This is a genomic window from Stenotrophomonas sp. YJH_SMC_57 (assembly GCF_059369755.1).
Map to the genome: position 1 here is coordinate 132,369 of NZ_JCAFSZ010000002.1, position 22,495 is coordinate 154,863.

Sequence of the window (22,495 nt, forward strand, 5' to 3'; positions counted from 1 at the left end):
GTCGGCTTCACGCAGCCGTCCCCGTCTTACAGATGCAGGGCGCGTGCCGCCCGATCCTTCAGAGCGCGCCGCGATCGCGGCCGCCCAACCAGGTTGACGAGGTTCAGATGTCGCATCCGCTCACGACCGCTTCGCGCCCGTCCACGCTGCGCCGCAGCCACCCGATGGCCTGGGCCGTCGCCGTTGCGCTTGGCACGGTGGTGGCGCCGGCCAGCCAGGCCCAGCAGGCATTCAGCCCGGCCTGGTTTGCCGACCGCGGTGCCGCCCAGGGCGCGGCCGCACAGAGTGGACGCATGCCCAGCGGGGTGCCGATCCAGTTCCAGCTGCCCGCGCAGCAGCAGGATGCGGCCCGCCAGCAACTGCAGCGGTCGATCGACAACCTGGGGACCGCCGCACAGGCCATCGCGCTGCAGCAACGGTTGCAGCAGGAAGCCAGGCAGGCCCGGCGTGATGCCGGATTCGTGGTCGCCGACGGGCTCGGCAAGGACGGCCTGAAGGTGGATGAGAACCCGCTGACGCGGGGCTGGACCAACGCGCGCGAGGCCATCCAGGCGCAGGGCGCCGATGGCCGCGTGCAGGTCACCATCGAACAGACCGCGGACAAGGCGATCCTGAACTGGGAGACCTTCAACGTTGGTGCCAACACCACGTTGAACATCGTGCAGAACGCGGACTGGGCGGTGTTGAACCGGGTCAACGATCCCAACGCGCGGCCCAGCCAGATCCTCGGCCAGCTGAAGGCCGACGGCAGCGTGTTCGTGGTCAACCGCAACGGCGTGATCTTCGGCAGCAACGGCCAGGTGAACGTACGCAACCTGGTGGCGGCGGCCGCGCGCATCAGCGACACGCAGTTCCGTGATGAAGGCCTGTACAGCGTCAACGCCAGTTCGGATGCGCTGACCGAGGCGTTCGGCAAGGTGATGGTGGAGCGTGGTGCCCGCATCGCCACCCATGAGCCCACCACGGCCACGCGCGGGGGCGGCTATGTCCTGCTGGCAGGGCGCAGCGTGGAGAATGCCGGCCAGATCGACACCCGCAAGGGACAGACCCAGCTCGCCGCCGGCGACAGTTTCGTGATACGGCGTGGCGTGGGCACGGCACAGAACACGTCGTCCACCACCGGTGGCAACGAAATCGCGCCGCGCTTCGTGGCAGGCAGCACGGCAGGCGATGTGCGCAACAGCGGCCTGATCCAGGCGCGCGAAGGCGACATCACGCTGGCCGGACGTCATGTCGAGCAGGCCGGCGTTGCGGTTGCCACCAGCACCCTGAACCAGCGCGGCACCGTGCACCTGCTCAGCTCCGCCAGCGATGGCAAGGCCAGCGTGACCCTCGGCCGTGATGCCACCACGGCCATCCTGCTTGAGGACGATGGCAAGACCACCGCGCTCGACAGCCAGCGGCAGGCGCTGCTGAACGAGTCGTCGGCCCAGGACAAGGTGCGCAGTACCGCTGCACAGGGCGCGTTCGACAACCTGTCGCGGCTGCAGGATCGGCGTGACCAGTCGCGCGTGGAGATCGTCTCCGGTGGCACGGTCGAGGCCCAGGCCGGGTCGCTGACCCTGGCGACCGGTGGCCAGATCGTGGTCGACGCACGCCAGCGCACGCTGCTGGGCGATGGCGCACGCGTGGATGTATCCGGTGCCACCGGGGTGAAGGTGGCGATGGAGAGCAACCAGCTGGAAATCAACGTGCAGGGCAACGAACTGCGCGATGCCCCGGACGTACGCGATGCCGGCACGCTCAACAGCAGCCGGGTCTGGGTCGACCGGCGCGGCCTGATCTACGTGCCGGCCGGGACAGGCGGCCATGAAGGCGAACGATGGTATGCCGGTGGAGGGTTGCTGGAAGTGAGCGGCTACCTGGGCAACCAGCGCCACTCCATCGGCGAATGGGCCGCGCAGGGCGGCACCGTGCAGCTTGCCGGCAGTGAAGTGGTCAGCGCCGCGGGTTCGCGGATCAACCTGTCCGGCGGCAGCCTCGATGTGGCCAGCGGCATGCTCAAGGAGAGCTGGCTGCGCGGCAACGATGGACAGCTGTATCGCCTGGACGACGCGCCGGTGGATCGTGGATTCGCCGGCCTGTATCGCGGTTTTGAAGTGGAACAGGCGCGCTGGGGCATCACCGAGGCCTGGCGCAATCCGTTGATCGGCAATGAATCGCGTTACGAGAACGGCTACACGGTGGGGCGCGATGCCGGGCGGCTGCTGGTTTCGGCGCCCACCGCGGTGCTCGAGGGGCAGATCGATACGGCCGTGTTCAATGGCGTGCGGCAGACGCGGGCACCGGGCAGCAGCACCGATGGCTACGTGCAGTCGCAGACGGCGGTGGCACGCGGCGCGCAGCTGTGGCTGGGGCGCTACGACGGTACCGGCCGCAATGCGGTGTTCGACTCGCAGGTGCGTATCGGCACGCCTCCGGCGGCGACCGCACGCTGGAGCCTGCAGGGCGCGCTGGATGAAAGCCGGCGCAACACCGTCTGGCTCGATGGCGCACAGTTGAGCGTCCAGCAGTGGGGCCGGCTGGACCTGGCGACGGCAGGTGGCATCCGCATCGACGGCGAACTGGCCCTTGCCGATGGTGGGCAGCTGGACCTGGTCGGAGGGCGCGTCAACATCAACGGCCGGGTCCGGATTGCCGGGGGCAGCCTGACCGCCAGCAATCTTCTGGCCGACGCCACCGGCCGCATGCAGGTGGTGCAGGCCAACGGTCGGGGTGTGGTCACATTGGGCGAAGCGGCGGTGATCGACCTCGACGGCCGCTGGGCAAACCAGCGCCTGGACGGCGGCGCCGGCAGCGCGCAGGCGTGGATCAACGGCGGTCGCGTGAACCTGGAAAGCAGCCACGATGTGTCATTGGTCGCAGGCAGCCGCATCAGTGTCGATGCGGGTGGACGCGTCGACCTGCAGGGCAAGGCCAGCGCAGGCAAGGGCGGTGACATCGCCCTGCTGGCCGACAGCAGCCAGGTGACCACCGACGGCAGTGGGCGCTTGCAGCTGGACGGGCAGATCAGCGGCCTGGGCAGCAGCGGTGCCGGCACCCTGCAGCTGGCGACCGGGGGCAAGGTGAGGTTGGCTGACCGGGCCCGCGACGATGGCAGCCTGTGGCTGTCACCTACGCTGCTGCGCAGCGGATTCGGCCAGTACGACATCAACGGCCATGCCGGGCTTGAGGTGGCCGATGGTACCCGGCTGGACGTGCGCGCACCGACGTTGCGCGTGCGCCAGGCCGCTGCCGATGCAGCGACCGCAGGCGAAGGCCTGGAGGCCTGGACGGCACCGCTGTATGCCTTCGACCCGGGCAGCGGGTCGGTTACCCAGCGGCAGGGCGCAAGCGTGCTGCTGCGCTCGCAGCGCAATACGCTGGGCGGAGATGTAAGGATCGGCAGCAACGCGGTCGTGCAGGTCGATGCCGGGCAGTCGATCGAGCTGCGCGGCGGTGGCAACACCGACGTGGCCGGTGCACTGATCGCCAAGGCAGGCAGCATCCGCCTCGACGATGTGCGCGACAACCAGCAGCGCTACCAGATCGGCGGCACCCCGTTGCGCTATCGCATCGGTAGCAACGCGCTGCTGGATGTGTCCGGCGACAGCTTCGCCGCGGAGGACGCCGCGGGTCGTCACCAGGGCGTGCTGCATTCGGGCGGCAGCATCGGGATCGGCGGTACGCTGGACTGGGAGTCGCGCGATGCGCTGGAGAACCGCCCGCCGGATGCCTTCGTAGTGGTCGAGCGCGGCGCGGTTCTGGATGCGTCCGGTACCCGCGAGACGCTGACCGTGGATGGCAGTGGCACCCGTTCCGTGGCCAGCGACGGCGGCACGATCGTGTTGCGCTCGGCCAATGGCCTGTACCTGGATGGCACGCTGCGGGCGGCGGCCGGTGGCGTGGGCGCGCAGGGCGGCACGCTGGGCGTGGCCTTCGGCGGTGGGGTGTACGAGCGCCGGGCGGGCGCTGCGGAGCTTGGCCCGCGTGCAATCACCCTGGTGCAGCAGTCCAGCGATGCAGCCCCTGGCGCGTCCACGCCATTGCAGCACGGGCACGCCGAGCTGTCGGCGGCACAGGTGCAGGCCGGTGGCTTCGACCATCTTTCGGTGTTCGGCGATCTTCGCGCGCAGGGGGATGTCGACCTGCGCGTGGGGCAGAGCCTGCGCCTGTACGGGCTGAGCGATGCCGCGATGGGCATGGCCACCGGCAGCGCGGCGGGATCGGCATTGCACATGCAGGCGCCCTATGTGCGACTTGCGCAGGCACGCTGGTTCCGCGACACCTCGGACAATCCCTTTGTGGCGCCGGTGGCGGCCCGTGCCGACGCCGGCAACCACAGTTTCAGCGCCTCGGCACAGGTGCTGGACGTACGCGATACGGTCGATCTGGCCGGCTTCGGCAGCGCCCACCTTGCCAGCAGCGGCGACCTGCGGCTGCTGGCGAAAGTCAGTGGCAACAGCAACTTCTTCGATACCCAGCTGCTGGCGCCGTCGAGCCTGGACATCACGGCCGCGCAGATCTATCCGGTTGCCGGAACCAAGGGCCGCATCGCGGTATCGATCTACGATGTGCTGGGTGGACAGAACAACTGGACCGATGCCAAGGGCGTGCTTCGCATCCATGGCACCGGCGCCACGCCTCCTGCGGCCGATTCGGTGTTCGGTTCGCTGGCGCTGGTTGCCGCCACGGTCGAGCAGGGAGGCGTGGTGCGCGCGCCGCTGGGACAGTTGGTGATCGGCGGACTGGGCCCAGGCAATGTCGCGTCGCGTATCACGCTGTTGCCCGGCAGTGTGACCTCAAGCAGCGCGGCCGGCCTCAGCGTTCCCTTCGGTGGCACCGTGGATGGCCAGCGCTGGCGCCTGAACGGCAAGGATGTCAGTCCCAGCCTGGTGGGCATGATCAACACCGTGGACACGGTGGGTGTCGACCTGCAAGCCAACAGTGTCGACATCCAGGCAGGTGCGCTGCTGGACCTGTCCGGTGGCGGCACGCTGACCGGCGCAGGGTTCGTCAGTGGCCGCAGCGGCTCGGTGGACGTGCGCAGCCACGCACTGCGTGACGCCAATCCGGCCTACACCTTCAGCGCCAGCAGCAACGCGGTGTATGCCATTGTCCCGTCCTACCGCAACGGCATCGCGCCGCTGGGCCTGGCCGACGGCAGCGCCGACCCGGGCATCGGCCAGCGCATCACCGTGCCTGAAGGCGTGCCGGGCCTGGCGGCGGGCACCTATACGTTGCTGCCGGCGTCCTACGCGCTGCAGCCGGGCGCATTCCGGGTGGAAGTGGGCGCGCAGGGCACGCAGCAGGCGCTGGCCACCGCCACCGGAACCGGCTCGTGGAAAGTCAGCGGCCAGCAGGCGCAGGGGCTTGCGCCTTCCGCATCGCCGTTGTGGACGGACCTGGTGCTGACCCCGGCCGAGGTGGTGCGCCGCCACTCCGGCTACAACGAAACCGGCTACAACGCGTTCGTGCAGGACGATGCGGCGCGCCGCGGCATCGCGCGTGGCATGCAGTCGGTGGACGCTGGCACGCTGCGGCTCACGCTGGGCGCCGGTGCAGGCCTGGGCACCACAGACGCACTGCGCATGCAGGGCATGACACGTTTCGCGGCCGAGGCCGACAGCAAGGGCTTCGGCGGTACGGTGTCGGTGGTCGGCAATGGTGGCCCGAGCACGCTGGAAGTGCTGGGTGCAGGCCAGCGCGCCAGCGCGGGCAGCATGGCGGCCATTTTCGCCGACGCGCTCACGGCGTTGCAGCCCTCGCGCCTGACGGTCGGTGTGACCCTGCGTCCGGACGCCACTCTGCCCGGCACGCTGAACGTGAGATCGGAAGGCGGCGGCGTGCTGGTTCGTTCCGGTGCAACGCTGAGCGCCCCCGAGGTGATCCTGGGCGCCGCGGCCGGTGGCGCGGGCGTGGTGGTCGAGCAGGGCGCCGTGATCAGTACGGTCGGGCGTGGAAAGCCCGGCTACGACGCCACCGATGGCTACCTGATGAAGCTCGATGCGATCACGGGCGTGCTGGCCGTGTCCAACGGCCAGACCAACCTGCTGTCGGGAGGCGCGGCCGCCCGCGTTGCAATCGATGTGGGCGCCTGCCGCAGCGACAGCTGCACCGGGCAGACCCGGTTGCTGTCCGAGGGCAGCATCAATGTCAGTACCGAGGGCGGGTTCCAGCTGCGCGACAACGTCAGCTATGGCACACGCCGCCTGGGCCTGTCGATGACCGCCATCAACCTCGGTGATGCCGCATCGCTGCAGGCGATGGCTGCACAGGGTGCCCTGCCGCAGGGGCTGGCGCTGAACCAGCAGACCCTGCAGCAGCTGCTGCGGGGCAATACCGCGCTTGGCACGCCCGCGCTGGAGACACTGAGCCTGTCCGCACGCGACGCGATCAACGTATTCGGCAGCGTGGACCTGGACACCCGCAATCCGGCCACCGGCAACAGCAGCCTGCGCGAGCTGGTGCTGGGGGCGCCGGCGATCCATGGCTACGGCAAGGCCGGTGACCAGGCCCGCATCTATGCCGACACGCTGGTATGGGATGGCACGCAGGCGGTGTCGACGGTGCTGACCGACGGTACCCCGCAGGCGCCGGGCGCGGCGATGGTCGATCGGCTCGGCCATGGACAGCTCGAGCTCAACACCCGCTCGCTGATCCTCGGACGCGCGCCCTATACACGCCCCAGTTCGGAAGTGCCGGCCCATCGCCAGGTGCTCGGGTTCGACGGCGTCTCGCTGCGGGCCACGCAGCAGGCGCAGTTCGCCGGCAAGGGCACGCTGGACGTCTACCAGGCGCAGGGCGCCTACCAGGCCGGCACGGGCTGGCAGTACAGCGGCGGTGCACTGGACATCCAGGCACCGCTGCTGACCGGCGCGGCGGGAAGTGCCCTGCTGGTACGCAGCGGGGGTGATCTGCGCATCAGCGGCGCAGGCCAGACCCAGGGGCACGATGCGCTGGGCGCCGAACTGGGGCTGCAGGCACGCAACATCCTGATCGACTCCGCCGTGGCGCTGGCCTCGGGCCGCCTGCAGGCCAGGGCGGACGGCGACGTGGTGCTGGGCAGCAACGCCCGCATCGACCTGGCCGGGCGCCGCATCCGCATGGACGATCTGGACAAGTACAGCTGGGGCGGCGACGTTGAACTCACCGCCCGCCAGGGCAACGTGCTGGCCGCCGCGGGCTCGAGCATCGACGTCTCGGCATCGAACAACCGCGCAGGCCGGATCACCGTCAATGCGCTGGGGGAAAAAGCCGGCCGCATAGAGCTGGCCGGGACCCTGCGTGGCAGCGCGAGTGGTCGCCAGGCCACCGGTGGCAGCACGGTGCCCTATGACAGCGGCGAACTGGTGCTGCGCGCGCAGCAGCTTTCCGACTTCGCCGGCCTGAACCGCCAGCTGGATGCGGGCGGCTTCTTCGGCACACGCAGCTTCCAGCTGAAGCAGGGCGACCTGACCGTGACCGACACGCTGAAGGCGCGCAACGTTGCGCTCAGCATCGACGGCGGCAGCCTGCATGTGCTCGGCACCATCGATGCCAGCGGAGAGCAGGTCGGAGGCATCCGCCTGGCCGCGCGTGACCGCCTGCAGGTGGATGGGCTGCTGGATGCACACGGCAGCGGGCTGCGGGTGGACAGCTACGGCAAGATCATCGACAGCAGCAACCGTGCGCTGGTGGAGCTGGGCAGCCGCGATGGCGAGGTGGTGCTGGGCAGTGCCGCGCGGGTTGACCTGCGCAGTGGCACCGCGGTTGCACAGGGCACCGCGGCCGGCCAGAACGATGGCGTGGCACGGGGCACCTTCACCCTCAATGTGCCGCGACGGGGCACTGACGATGCAGCAGTGCGCGCCGAGTCCGGTGCGTCGGTCACCGGCGCGCGGGATGTGCTGGTCAATGCCTTCCGGCGCTATACCGACGCGCCGCTGGCAGCGACGCCTGACGTCAATGGCCATCGGCCGCAGCTGGTCACCCAGCAATGGCTGGACACGGTGGTCGATCCGCACAACCAGGCATGGATGAACGCCGCTCTCGGCAATGCCGATCTGGCCGCGCGCACCGCGGCACTGGGCAAGGTGCGCCTGCGGCCCGGCGTGGAGATCGTGGGCCAGGTGTCGGCCGACAATCCCACCGGCAACCTGACCGTGCGCGGCGACCTGGACCTGTCCGGCTACCGCTATGGTCCGCAGGCCAATCGCAATGACCCCCTGCGGCGTGGATTCGGCGAGTCGGCTGCGCTGGTGCTGCGCGCAGCGGGCGATCTCAGCATCTATGGCAGCATCAATGATGGTTTCGCGCCGCCCCCGGCCAATCCCGATGAGTCGGGCTGGATGCTCGGAGAGACGGCCGATGCCAATACGCTGCGCATTACGCCGCTTGGCGGCGACATCGTGGTGCCCATCGATGGCGTGACGCTGCAGGCCGCGACACGGTTCCCGAAGGGCGCGGTGCTGAACTACGCGATCCCGGTCACGCAGACCGATGTGCCCGCCGGCACCGTGCTGCCGGCGGAGATGCGGCTGGGCGCACGCCTGCTGCTGGCGGCGGGTACCGTGCTGCCGGCGGCCGTCACCCTCGCCGACGGCACCGTGCTGGCCGCGGGCAGCCTGCTGCAGCAGCCGTTGCAGCTGGCAGCCGGTGACCGGCTGGGCGCCGGCTTCCGGCTCGCTTCGAAAGCAACGCTGGCGGCGCAGCTCTGGCCGGCAGGCGCGGCGTTGCCGGAGGCCATGGAACTGTCCGGCGCGGTTGCACTGGCACCGGGCTCGCTGATTCCGTCGATGACCGCGGTGAAGCTGCCCGGCGGCAAGCCGGTCAACCTGCGGCCGGCCGATGCCAACGGCAGGCAGGGCCGCAACTGGGCGTTGGCGGCAATGTTGCCGGAAGGCACCACGTCGTGGGATGTCACTGCCGTGGCCGGTGCCGATACCTCGGCCGCCGATCCGCGCCTGCGCCGGCTGGACGCCAAGGGCGACCTGATCCTGGCCGACAGCCACTATGGAACGATCGGCACCGTGCAGAAGACCAGCGAGTGGATCGGCGAGCGGGTGCTCACCCTGGATGGCGCGCTTGCGCTGATCGGTGATCCCTCCTATGCCAATCGCCCGTTGAAGGATGTGGCCGAAGAACTGGGCGTCGACGAGCAGACCCTGTGCGACGCCGGCGAAGGCTTCTGCGGCCTGGCCCCGCGCCTGGTGGCCAAGCAGGCCTCGCTGGACCTGGTGGGCGACGAGTCGGCGGTGGGCATGTCGGCGAAGGAATTCGCCGAGATCTTCGGCATGACCGAAGAAAGCTTCTGCGCGATCACCGACTACTGCTATGGCGGTGGCGAACTGATCGAGAAGACGATCTATGGCTCGAAGCTGGGCACCCCGCTGTGGAGTGTGCTGCGCACCGGCAAGGGCGACCTGCAGCTGCTGGCCGGCCGCGACGTGCGGATGATGTCCGGCTTCGGTGTGTACACCGCCGGCGCCCCGACATCGCTGGGCAACGGGCGCGATGCAGCGTTCAATCCGGGCCGGGCACCGGCACCGGGGCTGGCCACCGTGCTTGGGCCGACCGATGCGGACGGGCGCTATGCGGCCGCCTTGGGGGCATGGCAGGCCTGGTATCCGGACCAGGGCGGAAACCTGACCGTTTCCGCGGGCCGCGACATCCGTGGCGACCTGTGGGACAGCGCCGCCCAGGTCGGATTCGATGTCACTCCGCGCAGCCAGACTGAAGGCGCGGGCTTTGCCCCCAGCGCAGTGGGCAACTGGCTGTGGCGCCAGGGCAGCCCGGGCGTGGCCGGGGCGCCGTCCACGGCGACCAGCTGGTGGGTGAACTTCGGCAGCTACACCAGCCTGCCGACGCTGACCGGTGCGCGCATGGTGGGCTTCATGGGCTTCGGCACACTGGGTGGCGGCAACCTCACCCTCGAGGCCGGCCGTGACGCGGGCGTGGCCAGCGGAACCGTGGTCAATTCACTGGCACGCCATTCGTCCGGCGTGGTGGCAGCGGTGGGCTCGACCGGGCGCGTCGAGGCCGACGGTACGCTGCACCTGACCGGTGGCGGCGACCTGGCGGTGCGCCTGGGTGGCGCGCTGAATCCGAACCTTGCACTGGCAACCAGCGATCCATCATTGAACCAGCCCAACCTGCCGCTCAGTGGTGCGCTGGTGAACCTGCGCGGTCGCATGCAGCTGGACGCGGCACGCATCGGTGGCATGGTCACCAATGTGGCGCACTACGTGGCGCCGTACAGCGGCCTGAGGCAGGAAGATCCGTTCCGCGCGCAGCTGGGCGATGCCATGGGCGGGCCGGTGCTGGTGCTGGGCGACGCGGTGGCGACCCTGCAGTCGCGCGGCGACCTGGTGCTGGCCGGTGTGGCCGATGCCGGCCGGGTGCCGGTGCCCAGCTACAACGCACTGGCGCTGGGCGATGGCCGCACCGCCGCTTCCAGCAGCTGGTTCTCGCTGTGGACCGCCAATACCGCGGTGGACCTGATCTCGGCCGGTGGCGATCTCGCGCCCGGCCAGCAGAGGGGAACCGTGATGGCCACTGCCGAATCCGGCGAACTGTTCGCCGAGGCAGTGAAGCAACGTGGCGGTGCCGATCTTCGCTACTGGCTGTATCCCTCGCAGCTGCGGATGCTGGCCGCCAACGGCAGCATCCGCCTTGCGGAAACATCGACCACGGGCAGTGATGCGCGTGATGTGCTGCTGACCGCGCCCTCGGCGCGCGGTTCGCTGGAAGTGCTGGCGATGGACTCGATCCTGGTGCCGATGCGCGGTGCCGACATCAGCAGCTCCGGCGCCGATGTGCGCCTGCCGTCCCCGTTCGCGCCGGCCTTCACTGCCGAGGTGGGCGCGACGGTGATCGGAAACGCCTCGTTGGATGGCGTGGCGGGCAATCCGCGCGCCTCGCTGCCGCTGTTCGCGTTCGGCCCGAATGCGCCGTTGGCGCGGGAACTGCGCGACGGCACCAGCGCGCCGAATCGATTCTATGCAGTGCAGGGTGACATCGTCGGCCTGAGGACCGGTGGCCAGTGGACGCTGGACAATGCCATGGGCACGCGCAGCCTGCTCAACTGGAGCGATCTTTCCGCCCCGGTGCAGGTGCGCGCCGGCGGCGACATCCTGGTGTCCAGTATCGGTGCGATGAACACCACTGCCACCGACATCACGGTGGTGCAGGCCGGGCGCGATGTGGTGCGCAGCACGGTGCACGTGGCCGGACCGGGCAACGTTGATGTCAGCGCGGGCCGCCAGCTCCGCTTCGAGGACGCGGGCGGCGTGACCACCACCGGCGGCCTGATCCAGGGCGACACCCGGCCGGGTGCCAGCGTTTCCTTGACTGCCGGCGACCAGCACATCGCCTTCGATGCAGTGCGCGCCCGCTACCTGGGGGCTGCCAATCTTGCCGACCCTGCGCAGCCGCTGGCATCGCAGCCGGGGAAGGTGGCCAGGATCTACGACGCGGAACTGAAGCAGTGGCTGTCGCAGCGACTCGGCATGCGCGTTGACGACGGCTCCGCGCTGGCCGCCTTCGATGCGCTGCCGAAGGAGCAGCAGCACATCTTCCTGCGCCAGGTCTTCTATGCCGAACTGCGCGAGGGTGGCCGCGAGTTCAACGATGCCGAGGGGCCGCGCTTCGGCTCCTACCTGCGCGGGCGCGAAGCCATCGCCACCCTGATGCCGGACAAGGATGCGAACGGTGCGACCCTCGACCGGACCGGCGACATCGTGATGTTCGGTGGCTCCGGCGTGCGTACCGAAGCCGGTGGCAACATCGAGCTGCTGGCGCCGGGCGGCCAGATCGTACTGGGCGTGGCGGGCGAGGTTCCGCCAGCCAGTTCCGGCCTGATCACCCAGGGTCGCGGGGATATCCGGCTGTTCAGCCAGGACAGCGTGCTGCTGGGACTGTCGCGGGTGATGACCACCTTCGGCGGTGACATCCTGGGCTGGTCGGAGCAGGGCAACATCAACGCCGGGCGCGGCTCGCGCACCACGCTGCTGTATACCCCGCCGCGCCGCGTCTACGACCGCTGGGGCAACGTGGTGCTGTCACCGCTGGCGCCTGCGACCGGCGCGGGCTTCGCCACGCTGAACCCGATTCCGGAAGTGCCGGCCGGCGACGTCGACCTGATCGCGCCCCTCGGCACCATCGACGCGGGCGAGGCGGGCATCCGCGTGTCGGGCAACATCAACCTGGCTGCGCTTCAGGTGCTCAACGCCGCCAACATCCAGGTGCAGGGAGAGAGCAAGGGCCTGCCGGTACTGGCCACGGTGAACGTCAACGCGCTGGCGGCGGCCAGCGCGGCGGCAAACAGTGCCAGCCAGGCCGCACAGGATGTGATGCGCAAGAGCCAGGACGACGCGCGGCGCAACCAGCCGTCGGTGATCAGCGTGCAGATCCTCGGCTTCGGCAGTGGCACCAGCAGCATCCAGCCGCCGGCGCATGGCAACACCGCCAGCAGTGGCTACGACGACAACAGCGCCTTCCAGTTCCCGCAGGCCAGGCGCGACGAAGGCAAACAGCGCCGCTGAGCATCGAACGGCGCTGCAGACGGCAGCATCGGGCCAGCCGCCATGGAAGGGTCGCGGCCCCAGCCAGGACGGCACGGAGGGCAGGGAGCGGCCATCAGCGGTGAGGACCACCGACACGGCGCCGCCGGGTGCAGGAGTGCGCCCGGCGGCAGAGGGGCAGTGCATCGTTGCCCACCAGTAGATCCACGCCATGCGTGGATGACGTCCCTCCCAAGGCGTCCTAGAACCCCACCACCCGCCGATAGCTCAACGCACCACGCCCGTCGCGCAGCTCCAACCGCAGCTCCAGGCCCGTGGCCGGCAGCACATCGCCTTCGCCCGGCAACGACGCCCAGCCCGCCCCGGGCTGCCACGCGCGCAGTTCGAAGCGCTGCACGGCGCGTGCCACCGCAATGCCCTTCGACGGCTCGGGTGCGGGCAGCGGGTAGCGGTCGGTGGCAGCGCCGCTGGCCCGCCACAACGTGTCCCCCTGCCGCCACCAGCGCACGCGCTGCCAGCGCAGCCCGTCGCTGCCCACGCTGCGGGTGATCTCCAGTGCGAAGCTGCCGTCCGGGTGGCGCTCACTGACCAGCGAGGGCGGCAGCAACCGCTGCGGCTGATCGGCCGGACGCACCGCGCCGTTCATCAGCGCATCATCGGCGCGCATCTCGACATCGCGCTGGAACTGCTGCAGCGCGCGCAATGCACGCGTGGTTTCCGCATCGGCCTGGCGCAGGCGCTGGTCGCTGCTGGCCACGCTGTCGATGGCCCGCCAGCAGATCAGTGCCAGTACGCCCATGATGGTGATCGCGATCATCACCTCGATCAGGGTGAAGCCATGCACCGGGCGCTTCACGGCGTGGCTGTCCAGGGCAGCTGCATCCGTGCCAGCGACTGCCGCGGCGACTGTTCGGCCACCACGCTCAGTTCCAGCTGCGGCTGCCCATCCGCCCCGGTGCCCAGATGCTGCAGCACCAGGAACCGGCTGCGCCCCTGCAGGCAGCGCTGGCGTGCCTCCTGCGGTACCTGTCCGGCCAGGCGCAGTTCCTGCCAGCGATCCTGCGCACACATCAGGGCCAGCCGACGGTCGCGCAGGCGCGACTGATCATCGGTGGCGACCGCGACCGATCGCATCACCGCGGCCAGGGCAATCGACACGATCGCCAGTGCGATCAGCACTTCGATCAGGGTGAATCCGCGCGTGTTCCGGTTCACTGCACGACCTGCAACTGTCCGCTGCCATCATCACGAAGACGCAGCAGGCGACCGTCCAGCGACAGCCGCACTTCCCAGGCAACGCCGATCCACTCCGGGCTCAATTCGATGGCGGTGGCTGGCTGCACCGAAATGCCGGCGGCCTGCCACGTCTGCGGCCGCAGCAGGTCGTCGCGCTCCATGTCCACCCAGCGGCTGCCTTCGCGGCGGCTGAAATGGTAACCGTCGGCGTCGGCCTGCCAGCGCATGGTGTTGCCATCGATGCGGGCCTCGTCGCGCGCAACCTGCAGGCGTTGTGCCAGCCGCTCGGCCTCCTGCCGCAGCTGCCGCGCGGGATCGAGCAGGCTGCCCAGGCCCAGGCCGATGCCAGCCGTGCAGATGCCGATGATCACCAGCACCACCATCAGTTCCAGCAGAGTGAAACCACGCGGAATGTGCAGCATCGACATTGCCTCCGGTCCTTGCCGATGCCTGCCAGCGTATGCGCGGATGATGAAACAAAAGCGTCAGCGGTAGCTGCTAGCGTGGGCAGACACGAACGTGGCGATGGTGCAGGACATGGACAGGCGCTGGGATCGCAATCGGCTGTTGACCGTACTGGCAGCGACGCTGCTGCTGGCGGTGGTGGCCTACTGGACGGTGACCCTGTCTGCAGTGGCGCCGGCGGCGGTGGCCAGTGAAGCGCCTGTCGAGGCCTCTGTGCGGCCGGTGTTCGCGGCGGCGGCCAGCCTGCCGCTGGTGCGGCTGCTTTCGCCCGGCGCTGTCCAGACCGAAGTGGTGGTGCTGGGGGTGATGGCCGGCGACCATTCGCCGCTGGCCCTGCTCTCGGTCGATGGCCGTCCTGCCGAAGCGTACGCCCCCGGCCAGCGGCTGGGGCCCTGCACTGTGCTGGCCGGCATCAGCGCCAGCACGGTGGAACTGAACCAGGCCGGGCAGTCGCGCAGCCTGCCGGTGCCGGAGCTGCCGCCGGTGCCGACGGATGGCTTCGTGCCGGCCGCTCCACAGCGCGGCGCGCCGTAGCGCCGAGCCCGCGCTTGGCTGCGATGCACGGGTTCAGCGCGCCGGACGCTGCGGCACCACCGAACGACCAAAGGCATCGCCCATGCGCTGTCGCGTGCCTTCCAGGTTGTACTGCATCAGCTGGTTGCCGGGCCGCCGCATCAGGCGCTCGGCTTCGGGAAGCGCCGGTGACTTCGCCGGTTTCGGCGCCGGTGCCAGCTTGCGCTGCAGGCAGTCCCAGGCAGGAATGCGCTCGCCGTTGACCTGCACTTCGATGCATGGCGCGGCATCGTCCTGCTGCTTCGCTTCCCGGGCCTGGAGCGGTGGCAACACCAGCAGCAATGCCAGTGCGAGAGCAGGGTGGAGGCCCGTCTTCAATGAACTGCTCATCTCGAATCTCCTGCGGCAACCCGCGTTCTTCACCGAAGACGTATGGCGAAGGCAGTGTCCGCCCGCGAGGGTTCCGGCGCTGTCAAAAGATGACAGGGCTGTCACAAAACTGTTGGCGGCTTTGACGCGACGTGCACGTCCTGTTGGTAGATCCACGCGCCGCTCCATGGCCATTCCCTTCGATACGACGCGATGCCTTCGATGACTCCTGTTCCGCCCCGAGCCGTCCGCCTTCCGCTGCGCCTGCATCCGTTGGTGCTGGCCCTGGTCATGATACCGCTGCCGCTGTTCGCACAGCAGGCGCCCGCGCCCAGCGTGAACATCAACGAATACATCGTGCGCGGCAACACCGTGCTCGATCCGCGCCAGATCGAACGTGCAGTGGAGCCGTTCCTCGGCCCGGGCAAGACACTGGCCGATGTCGAGAAGGCGCGTGATGCGGTCAATGCGCTGTACCAGCAGGCCGGCTACCAGTCGGTCTACGTTGAACTGCCGGAACAGCAGGTCAGTGGCGGCGTGGTACTGCTGAAGGTGCAGCAGACGCCGATCGGCCAGCTGCGCGTGGTCGGCACGAAGCACGAGTCGCCCGAACGCATCCGCGAGCGCGTGCCGGCGCTGGCCGAAGGCAAGGTGCCCGATTTCGAGCAGGCGCAGAAGGAACTGACCGCGCTCAACGAAGGCGGGCGCCGGCAGGTGATGCCACTGGTGCGCGAAGGCCAGGTGCCCGGCACCATGGACGTGGACCTGCAGGTTGAAGAGAAGTCGCCGTGGCGCGTCAGCGCGGTACTGAACAACGATCGCAGCGCCGATACCGAGAAGCTGCGCCTGAGCACCTCGCTGGCCTACGACAACCTGTGGCAGCGCGGGCACAGCGTCAACGTCGGCGTGTACCTGGCGCCGCAGGACACCCAGCAGGCCAAGGTGTTCTCGGCGTCGTACATGATGCCGTTCGAAGGCACGCCCTGGAGCCTGGAAGCCTCCGGCTACAAGTCCGACAGCCGGGTGCTGAATGCCGGCGCGCAGGTCGGCACCGGGTCAGGCACCAACGTGATCGGCAATGGCCATTCGATCGGCCTCAAGCTCAACTATCGCCTGGCCGGCAGCCGCCAGTGGTGGCGCCAGCTCAGCCTCGGTGTGGACTTCAAGGACACCGAGGAAGACACGCAGATGGAAAAGGGCAGCCTGAAGACGCCGTTGAAGTATGCGCCGATCACCCTCGCGTTCGTGGGCGTGCGCCAGGGCGAGCAGGACCAGTTGAGCATCAATACCCAGCTGGTGGCCGGCACCCGCCGCCTGCTGGGCTACGGCAGCGATGCCACCGCATTCGGGCAGAAGCGATTCTGGGCCGATCCGAGTTTCGTGGCCTTCAAGGCCGACGTGGCCAACACCCATACCTTCGGCAGCGACTGGCAGTGGTATGCACGCGGCTCGCTGCAGGTGACCGACGCGCCGCTGGTGTCGGCCGAGCAGTTTGCCGCCGGCGGCATGTACACCGTGCGTGGCTATCTGTCGGCCGAAGCGATTGGCGACTACGGCGGCCTGGCCAGCCTGGAATGGCGCACGCCGGCGTGGTCGCTGTGGAGCGGCACCGATCTGCGCGTCTACAGCTTTGCCGACGCGGCCTACCTGCGCCTGCGCCAGCCGCTGCCCGATCAGCGTGACAAGTACAACCTGGCCTCGGTCGGCCTGGGCGCGCAGCTGCGCCTGGGCGAACACCTGCAACTGCGCCTGGACTACGCCTGGCCCTACGCCGACGGCCCGGTCACGCGCAAGGACGACCCGCGCCTGCATTTCAACATCAGCACCAGTTACTGACCCTTCCCTTGAACATGCGTTCTCCGGAGACCCTTCGCATGGACCGTTTGCTTTCCCGAGTGTTGTTGCTGCTGGCCGCGCTGGTTGCGCTGCCTGCCGCTGCGGCCGATGCCAATTGGTGGCAGGCCGAATGGAAGTACCGCAAGCCGATCACCGTCGACGCCGGCCCGCAGGGCGCGGGCCTGGCCGGTGACCCGGGCCGCACACCGCTGCTGCTGCGCCTGCATACCGGCAACTTCGGCTTCGATGGCACCCAGGATGCGGGCAGCGACCTGCGTTTCGTCTCGGGCGATGGCCGCACCGTGCTGGCCCACCAGATCGAACAGTTCGATCCCAAGCTCGGCCTGGCACTGGTCTGGGTCGACGTGCCGGCGGTGAGTGCCGCGGCGCCGCAGACGATCTGGATGTACTACGGCAACGACAAGGCCCCGGCCAGCGGCAATGGCCAGCAGGTGTTCGACCCGGACTACACGCTGGTCTACCACTTCGCCGAAGCCAATGCCCCGGCCCGCGACACCACCGCCTATGGCAACAACGCCGGGGCCGTGGTGGCGCCGTCGGAAGGCTCGGTGATCGGCCGTGGCGTGCAGCTCGGCGGCGGTCCACTGCCGCTGCCGGCCAGCGCCTCGCTGGCGCAGCAGGCCGGCGCGCCATTGACCGTTTCCGCGTGGATCAAGCCGGGCAGCAACAGTGCCGCACAGGCGATCTATGCCCGTCGCGACGGCGCGGGCGAGCTGGTGCTCGGCATCGAGAATCGTGTGCCGTTCATGCAGCTCAACGGCCAGCGCAGCACGCCTGCGCAGCCGATTCCGGAAGGGCAGTGGGCGCATGTCGCCCTGACCGCAGGGAAGGGGGCGCTGCAGCTGTACCTCAATGGGCGCGTGGTCGCCCAGCTCAGTGGCGATCTGCCGGCCCTGAACACCGCCGCCGTGGTGGGCGCCGATGCTGCGGGTGCGGCGCAGCCGCTGGCCAACTTCGAAGGTGCGCTGGATGAGCTGCGCATCTCGCGGGTGGCGCGCCCGGCGGCGCTGCTGCTGGCCGATGCCACCGCGCAGGGCGCGGATTCGCGCCTGATCAGCTACGGGGCCGACGAGCAGTCGGCCGGGCAGAGCCACTTCGGTTTCATCCTCAAGGCGATGCCGTTCGACGCCTGGGTGGTGGTGGCCATCCTTGGCCTGATGATGCTGCTGTCGTGGGCGATCATGATCGCCAAGAGCCGCCACTTTGGTCGCACCAGCAAGGCCAATGCCGTGTTCACCGAGAGCTTCGGCAAGCTGTCCGGCGTGCCGCTGCGCACCCTGTCCGACATGGACCGCCAGGGCAAGGCGCCGACCGCGATGCACGAGGGTTCGCTGTGGCGCATCTACCAGGTCGCCATCGATGAAATGCAGCAGCGCCACCAGCGTGATGGCAACAGCGGCTACCTCAGCGCGGCCACCATCGCCGCCATCCGTGCCTCGATGGATGCGGTGATGGTGCGCGAACAGGAAGGCATGGCGCGGCGCATGAACTGGCTGTCCACCACCATTGAAGGCGCACCGTATGTGGGCCTGTTCGGCACCGTCATCGGCATCATGCTGGTGTTCGTGGTGGCGGCGATGGCCGGCGCGGTGGACATCAACTCGGTGGCGCCGGGCATGGCTGCGGCGTTGCTGTGTACCGCAGCCGGCCTCGGCGTCGCGATCCCTGCGCTGTTCGGCTACAACTACCTGGGTGCACGCGCCGAGGCGATCGGCGCGGACATGGCGGTGTTCATCGACGAGTTCGCCGCGCGCCTGGCCGAAGAGCAGGACGGGCGCGGCCCGGCCGCGGTCCAGGACTGAGGGGCGCGCCATGGGCCAGAAGGCGAAGTTCGGCATCAAGAAGCGCGAGAAGGGCATCAACGTGACGCCCTTCGTCGACGTGCTGCTGGTGGTGCTGGTGATCTTCATCCTGACCAGCAACGCCTCCATCCCCGGCATCGAGGTCAACCTGCCGAAGGCCAGCAACAGCGTGGCGCTGGAGAAGCCGAAAACCAAGGCGATCACCATCGACCCCAGTGGCCAGGTGTTCCTCGATGCCTACCCGGTGACGATGGCTGAACTGGAAGACCGCCTGCGCACCGAGCGCGCGACCACGCCGGACTTCCCGGTGATCGTGCGCGGCGATGCGCAGGTGCAGTACGCGCGCGTGGTCGAGGTGCTGGACCTGCTGCGGCGGCTGGAGCTGGCCCAGGTCGGGCTGGTCACCGGCAAGGCACAGGGCTGAGGCATGACGGCCCATCAACCCCCTCGGCCGGAGCCCGGCATGCGCGGTCGCCAGCTGCTGGTGACCGTGGCGCTGGTGCTGGCCGCGCTGTTGGTGCTCGGCATCGCGGTGTGGTGGCTGCTGTTCAAGGACACCGCCAGTACCCGCAGGCCGGTGGTGCAGCCGCCGATGCTGGCGCTGCCGCCCCCTCCGCCACCGCCCCCGCCACCGCCGGAAAAGCCGCCTGAGCCGGAAACGCCGGAAGAGACGGTACCCGAGCCGGAGCCGCTGGATCAGCCGACCCCGGCGGAAGAACCGACGCCGACCCCGGACAACGCCGACCCGGTAACGATGAATGCCGATGCACAGGCCGGCGGTGACAACTTCGGTATCCAGTCCGGTACTGGCGGCGGCACGTCCGGCGTCGGCCGCGGTGGTGCCGGCAATGCCACCTATGGCCGCTACCTCGGCTACCTGATGCAGCAGGCGATCGCACGCGACGACAAGGTCAAGCGCCTGGCGTTCCAGCTGCAGGTGAATGTGTGGCTGGCCGCCGATGGCCGCCTGGAAAAGGTCGAGCTGGTGCGCGGCAGTGGCAACGAGGAGGCCGATGCGGCCGTGCTCGATGCGCTGCGTCGCATCGGCAGGGTCGACCAGGCACCGCCGCCGTCGCTCGATTTCCCCGCCCGCGTCCTGATCCAGGGCCGCCGGCCCGGGGCCTGATTTCCGACTTCCGTGATTTCCACTCTTTCGATGAGAACCGTGATGAACGACCACGACCGCGCACGAACCGACTCCCGCCGCCCGCGGCCGGCCCGACGGGCGCTGCTGTGCTGCGCCGTGCTGCTCAGCCTGGCGGCCCCGGCCGGTGCGATGGCCGCAGAAACCACCATGGTCAAGCTGATCAAGGGGCTGATCGCCAGCGGCGCGCTGAAACCCGAAGACGGCCAGGCGCTGCTGGTGCAGGCCGAAGCCGAGGCGGCCGCCGCCCAACGCACCGCCGCCAGCGGTAGCGCGCCTGCCAGCGGCGGCGTGGCCCTGGAAGCCGGCGATGTGCGCGTGCCTTACGTGCCGCAGAGCGTGCGCGACGGCATCCGTGACGAGGTGCGCCAGGATGTGATGGCGCAAGCGAAGTCGGAAGGCTGGGCGGCGCCGAACGAAGTGGCCGAATGGACCAAGCGCATCAAGGTCACCGGTGACATGCGCGTGCGCAGCGAATCGCGCTTCTATTCCGAGCGCAACAGCGACATCGTGAGCAACTGGCCGGCGATCAATTCCGGCAATGGCTTCGATACCAACACCAACACCAACCTGCAGCTGCCGCCGCTGTTGAACAGCCGCCAGGACCGCCGCAACCTGTGGCGCATCCGTGCCCGCCTGGGCATCGAAGCGACCATCGGCCAGCACACCACCGCCGGCGTGCGCCTGGCCAGCGGCAGCAGCAATGGCCCGGTGTCGACCACCGAACAGCTGGGCGGTGGCCTGAGCAAGAAGGAAGTGTGGCTGGACCAGGCCTGGCTGGCCTACAGCCCGGCGGACTGGGTGACGGTGCGTGGTGGCCGCTTCGGCAATCCGTTCTGGACCAGCGATACGCTGTTCTCCAACGACCTGAACTTCGACGGCCTGGCCGCCAACCTTAAGTACGACTTCGACGGCGGTGACATCGACCTGTTCGGCAACCTGGCGGTGGTGCCGCTGGAGTACACCTCCGACAGTTCACCCAGCCAGAGCCGGGTCAAGACCCCGAACGAGAACAAGTGGTTGTCCGGTGCGCAGGTGGGCGTGAACTGGCGCTTCAGCGATGACAACGCGCTGCGCGCGGCGCTGGGCTACTACGACTTCAAGAACATCAGCGGCCGCCTGTCTTCGCCATGCGCGCTGTATGCAGGTGCGGTGGGCTGCGATACCGACTGGTCGCGCCCGGCCTTCATGCAGAAGGGCAACACCCTGATGCTGATCCGCGACATCGCGCGCAATCCGCTGGACCCGGCCAACACGCCCACCCCGCAGTACGTCGGCCTGGCCTCGGCGTTCCGCCTGGCCACGCTGAACCTGCGCTGGGATACGCAGCTGGCGCAGGGCATCGGCCTGCGCCTGGACGGTGACTACATCCGCAACCTGGCCTACGACAAGCAGGCGATGTTCAGCCGTGCCAACAATGGCATCGTCAACAACTACGACGCGGGCGGCACCGCCAGCATCAACACCTTCCGCAGTGGGGATACCGCATGGATGGTGCAGGCCACCTTCGGTGCCACCGAGCTGAGGGAGAAGGGCCAGTGGCAGGCACTGCTGGGCTACAAGCACATCGAGGCCGATGCGCTGCCGGATGCCTACAACGACCCCAACTTCCACCTGGGTGGCACCAATGCCCGCGGCTACTACGTGGGCGGTGCCTACGCGCTGGATGCGCGCAGCTGGATCAGCGGCAAGTGGATGGCGGCCAAGGAAGTGTCCGGTGCGCCGCTGTCGATTGACGTGTTCCAGCTGGAGTTCAATACCGGCTTCTAGCCGGATCGCGTGATGCAGATCACGCCGGGCGTGGCGGGGGCGCAGCGATGCGCCCGTCTAAGGAAAGGAGACCACGCGTTGCACCAAAGGAGGAGTGGATGAGCCGTCGCAAGCTGTTTGAAAGTCCTGAACCGTCCAGCCAGGTGCTGGGTATCGGGCCGGCCTATGTATCGGTGGAAGGGCTGCGCCAGCATCTGGCGGAGTTCCTGCTGTATGCCGGCCGGCCGGTGGTGATCATGCGCGGGCGCAGCGAAGTGGGCTACTTCCTGCCGGCGCGCTGCTGGCGCCAGCGCGATGACGATCCGCTGGCGGCGGCGGCTGCCGACCAGCTGCTGGATGCGGCCGGTTTCCAGGCCGAGGACATCCAGCAGGTGGAGCAGGAGTTCAACGCCATGCGCCAGCGCACCGTGCTGCATTCACGGCGCTGAAGTGGATCCACGCCACGCGTGGATGGGGTTACGCCGCACCCCCGCGCTCACTGGTGATGCGTGCACCCTCGCGCATCACCAGGGTCACCGGGGTCTTCTCCACTACCTCCAGCAACCGCTGCCACTGTGCATCGCTCAGCTCCGCGCTGGCATGCAGTACGCGGTGCACGTGGAAGCGTCCATCCTCGTCACGCTCGGAGCGTAGTTCGGCATGGAACTCACCCAGCTCCCAGCCCTTGCGCTGCGCGTACATGCGCAGGGTGATGGCGGTGCAGGCCGCCAGCGAGGCCAGGTACAGGTCGAACGGAGCGAAGCCCTTGCCCTGGCCGCCCAGCGTTGCGGGCTCGTCCGCATCGACATCGAAGCTGCCATTGCTGATGTGGTGCAGGTAGTTGCCGCCGGTTGAAACAATGCGTGCGTAGGCCATGG

13 protein-coding genes are annotated in these 22,495 nt (G+C 69.0%); 8 read left to right on the forward strand and 5 right to left on the reverse strand.

The features are described 5' to 3' along the window. Positions 1 to 107 precede the first annotated feature (107 nt). On the forward strand, positions 108 to 12,503 hold the full coding sequence (locus tag AC5P7U_RS02705) for a filamentous hemagglutinin family protein (RefSeq protein WP_495220769.1): 12,396 nt from the start codon (positions 108 to 110) through the stop codon (positions 12,501 to 12,503). Positions 12,504 to 12,723: 220 nt separating this feature from the next. Here AC5P7U_RS02705 and AC5P7U_RS02710 read toward each other — a convergent pair whose 3' ends face one another. From AC5P7U_RS02710 to gspH, 3 genes are read right to left on the reverse strand one after another with little or no spacing between them, the layout of a single operon-like run. Beyond that, positions 12,724 to 13,338 carry a prepilin-type N-terminal cleavage/methylation domain-containing protein gene (locus AC5P7U_RS02710; protein WP_312563605.1) on the reverse strand — a complete coding sequence of 205 codons (615 nt, stop codon included), beginning with the start codon at positions 13,336 to 13,338 and terminating at the stop codon, positions 12,724 to 12,726. Then, on the reverse strand, positions 13,335 to 13,697 hold the full coding sequence (gspI, locus tag AC5P7U_RS02715; protein WP_197564039.1) for a type II secretion system minor pseudopilin GspI: 363 nt from the start codon (positions 13,695 to 13,697) through the stop codon (positions 13,335 to 13,337). Before gspI ends, AC5P7U_RS02710 begins: the two co-directional genes overlap by 4 nt. After that, a complete protein-coding gene (gspH, locus tag AC5P7U_RS02720; protein WP_006448924.1) occupies positions 13,694 to 14,140 on the reverse strand; it encodes a type II secretion system minor pseudopilin GspH in 447 nt (148 codons plus the stop codon). Before gspH ends, gspI begins: the two co-directional genes overlap by 4 nt. A 103-nt stretch (positions 14,141 to 14,243) precedes the next feature. Here gspH and AC5P7U_RS02725 point away from each other — a divergent pair, with 103 nt between their 5' ends. Continuing rightward, positions 14,244 to 14,717: a hypothetical protein gene (locus AC5P7U_RS02725; RefSeq protein WP_495220771.1), complete on the forward strand. Its 474-nt coding sequence runs from the start codon at positions 14,244 to 14,246 to the stop codon at positions 14,715 to 14,717. 33 nt (positions 14,718 to 14,750) lie between these two features. Here AC5P7U_RS02725 and AC5P7U_RS02730 read toward each other — a convergent pair whose 3' ends face one another. Beyond that, positions 14,751 to 15,086 carry a hypothetical protein gene (locus tag AC5P7U_RS02730; RefSeq protein WP_312563609.1) on the reverse strand — a complete coding sequence of 112 codons (336 nt, stop codon included), beginning with the start codon at positions 15,084 to 15,086 and terminating at the stop codon, positions 14,751 to 14,753. A gap of 201 nt (positions 15,087 to 15,287) precedes the next feature. On the opposite strand from AC5P7U_RS02730, the gene AC5P7U_RS02735 reads away from it, so the two are divergent. The 6 genes from AC5P7U_RS02735 (at position 15,288) to AC5P7U_RS02760 (ending at position 22,066) form a co-directional block, all read left to right on the forward strand. Next, positions 15,288 to 16,901 carry a ShlB/FhaC/HecB family hemolysin secretion/activation protein gene (locus AC5P7U_RS02735; RefSeq protein ID WP_308308987.1) on the forward strand — a complete coding sequence of 538 codons (1,614 nt, stop codon included), beginning with the start codon at positions 15,288 to 15,290 and terminating at the stop codon, positions 16,899 to 16,901. A 38-nt stretch (positions 16,902 to 16,939) separates the two neighbouring features. After that, on the forward strand, positions 16,940 to 18,724 hold the full coding sequence (locus AC5P7U_RS02740) for a DUF2341 domain-containing protein (protein WP_308308988.1): 1,785 nt from the start codon (positions 16,940 to 16,942) through the stop codon (positions 18,722 to 18,724). 10 nt (positions 18,725 to 18,734) lie between these two features. Further along, positions 18,735 to 19,148 (forward strand): ExbD/TolR family protein, encoded by a 414-nt coding sequence (locus AC5P7U_RS02745; RefSeq protein ID WP_005409874.1) that lies wholly within the window; start codon positions 18,735 to 18,737, stop codon positions 19,146 to 19,148. A gap of 39 nt (positions 19,149 to 19,187) precedes the next feature. Further along, a complete protein-coding gene (tolA, locus tag AC5P7U_RS02750) occupies positions 19,188 to 19,850 on the forward strand; it encodes a cell envelope integrity protein TolA (protein WP_414555037.1) in 663 nt (220 codons plus the stop codon). Between the two features lie 42 nt (positions 19,851 to 19,892). Further along, complete coding sequence (locus AC5P7U_RS02755; protein WP_308308001.1) at positions 19,893 to 21,638, forward strand: putative porin; 1,746 nt, start codon at positions 19,893 to 19,895, stop codon at positions 21,636 to 21,638. A gap of 98 nt (positions 21,639 to 21,736) precedes the next feature. Beyond that, on the forward strand, positions 21,737 to 22,066 hold the full coding sequence (locus AC5P7U_RS02760; RefSeq protein ID WP_008264586.1) for a hypothetical protein: 330 nt from the start codon (positions 21,737 to 21,739) through the stop codon (positions 22,064 to 22,066). Positions 22,067 to 22,094: 28 nt separating this feature from the next. On the opposite strand, the gene AC5P7U_RS02765 is transcribed toward AC5P7U_RS02760, so the two are convergent. After that, positions 22,095 to 22,493 carry an OsmC family protein gene (locus AC5P7U_RS02765; protein ID WP_006448722.1) on the reverse strand — a complete coding sequence of 133 codons (399 nt, stop codon included), beginning with the start codon at positions 22,491 to 22,493 and terminating at the stop codon, positions 22,095 to 22,097. Positions 22,494 to 22,495 lie beyond the last annotated feature (2 nt).

Bases quoted from the DNA above. Each gene is read 5' to 3' on its own strand.
- AC5P7U_RS02705 (WP_495220769.1), top strand. From the start codon at position 108: ATGTCGCATCCGCTCACGACCGCTTCGCGCCCGTCCACGCTGCGCCGC.
- gspH (WP_006448924.1), bottom strand. From the start codon at position 14,140: ATGCTGCACATTCCGCGTGGTTTCACTCTGCTGGAACTGATGGTGGTG.
- AC5P7U_RS02725 (WP_495220771.1), top strand. From the start codon at position 14,244: ATGGTGCAGGACATGGACAGGCGCTGGGATCGCAATCGGCTGTTGACC.
- AC5P7U_RS02730 (WP_312563609.1), bottom strand. From the start codon at position 15,086: ATGAGCAGTTCATTGAAGACGGGCCTCCACCCTGCTCTCGCACTGGCA.
- AC5P7U_RS02735 (WP_308308987.1), top strand. From the start codon at position 15,288: ATGACTCCTGTTCCGCCCCGAGCCGTCCGCCTTCCGCTGCGCCTGCAT.
- AC5P7U_RS02740 (WP_308308988.1), top strand. From the start codon at position 16,940: ATGGACCGTTTGCTTTCCCGAGTGTTGTTGCTGCTGGCCGCGCTGGTT.
- AC5P7U_RS02745 (WP_005409874.1), top strand. From the start codon at position 18,735: ATGGGCCAGAAGGCGAAGTTCGGCATCAAGAAGCGCGAGAAGGGCATC.
- tolA (WP_414555037.1), top strand. From the start codon at position 19,188: ATGCGCGGTCGCCAGCTGCTGGTGACCGTGGCGCTGGTGCTGGCCGCG.
- AC5P7U_RS02755 (WP_308308001.1), top strand. From the start codon at position 19,893: ATGAACGACCACGACCGCGCACGAACCGACTCCCGCCGCCCGCGGCCG.
- AC5P7U_RS02760 (WP_008264586.1), top strand. From the start codon at position 21,737: ATGAGCCGTCGCAAGCTGTTTGAAAGTCCTGAACCGTCCAGCCAGGTG.
- AC5P7U_RS02765 (WP_006448722.1), bottom strand. From the start codon at position 22,493: ATGGCCTACGCACGCATTGTTTCAACCGGCGGCAACTACCTGCACCAC.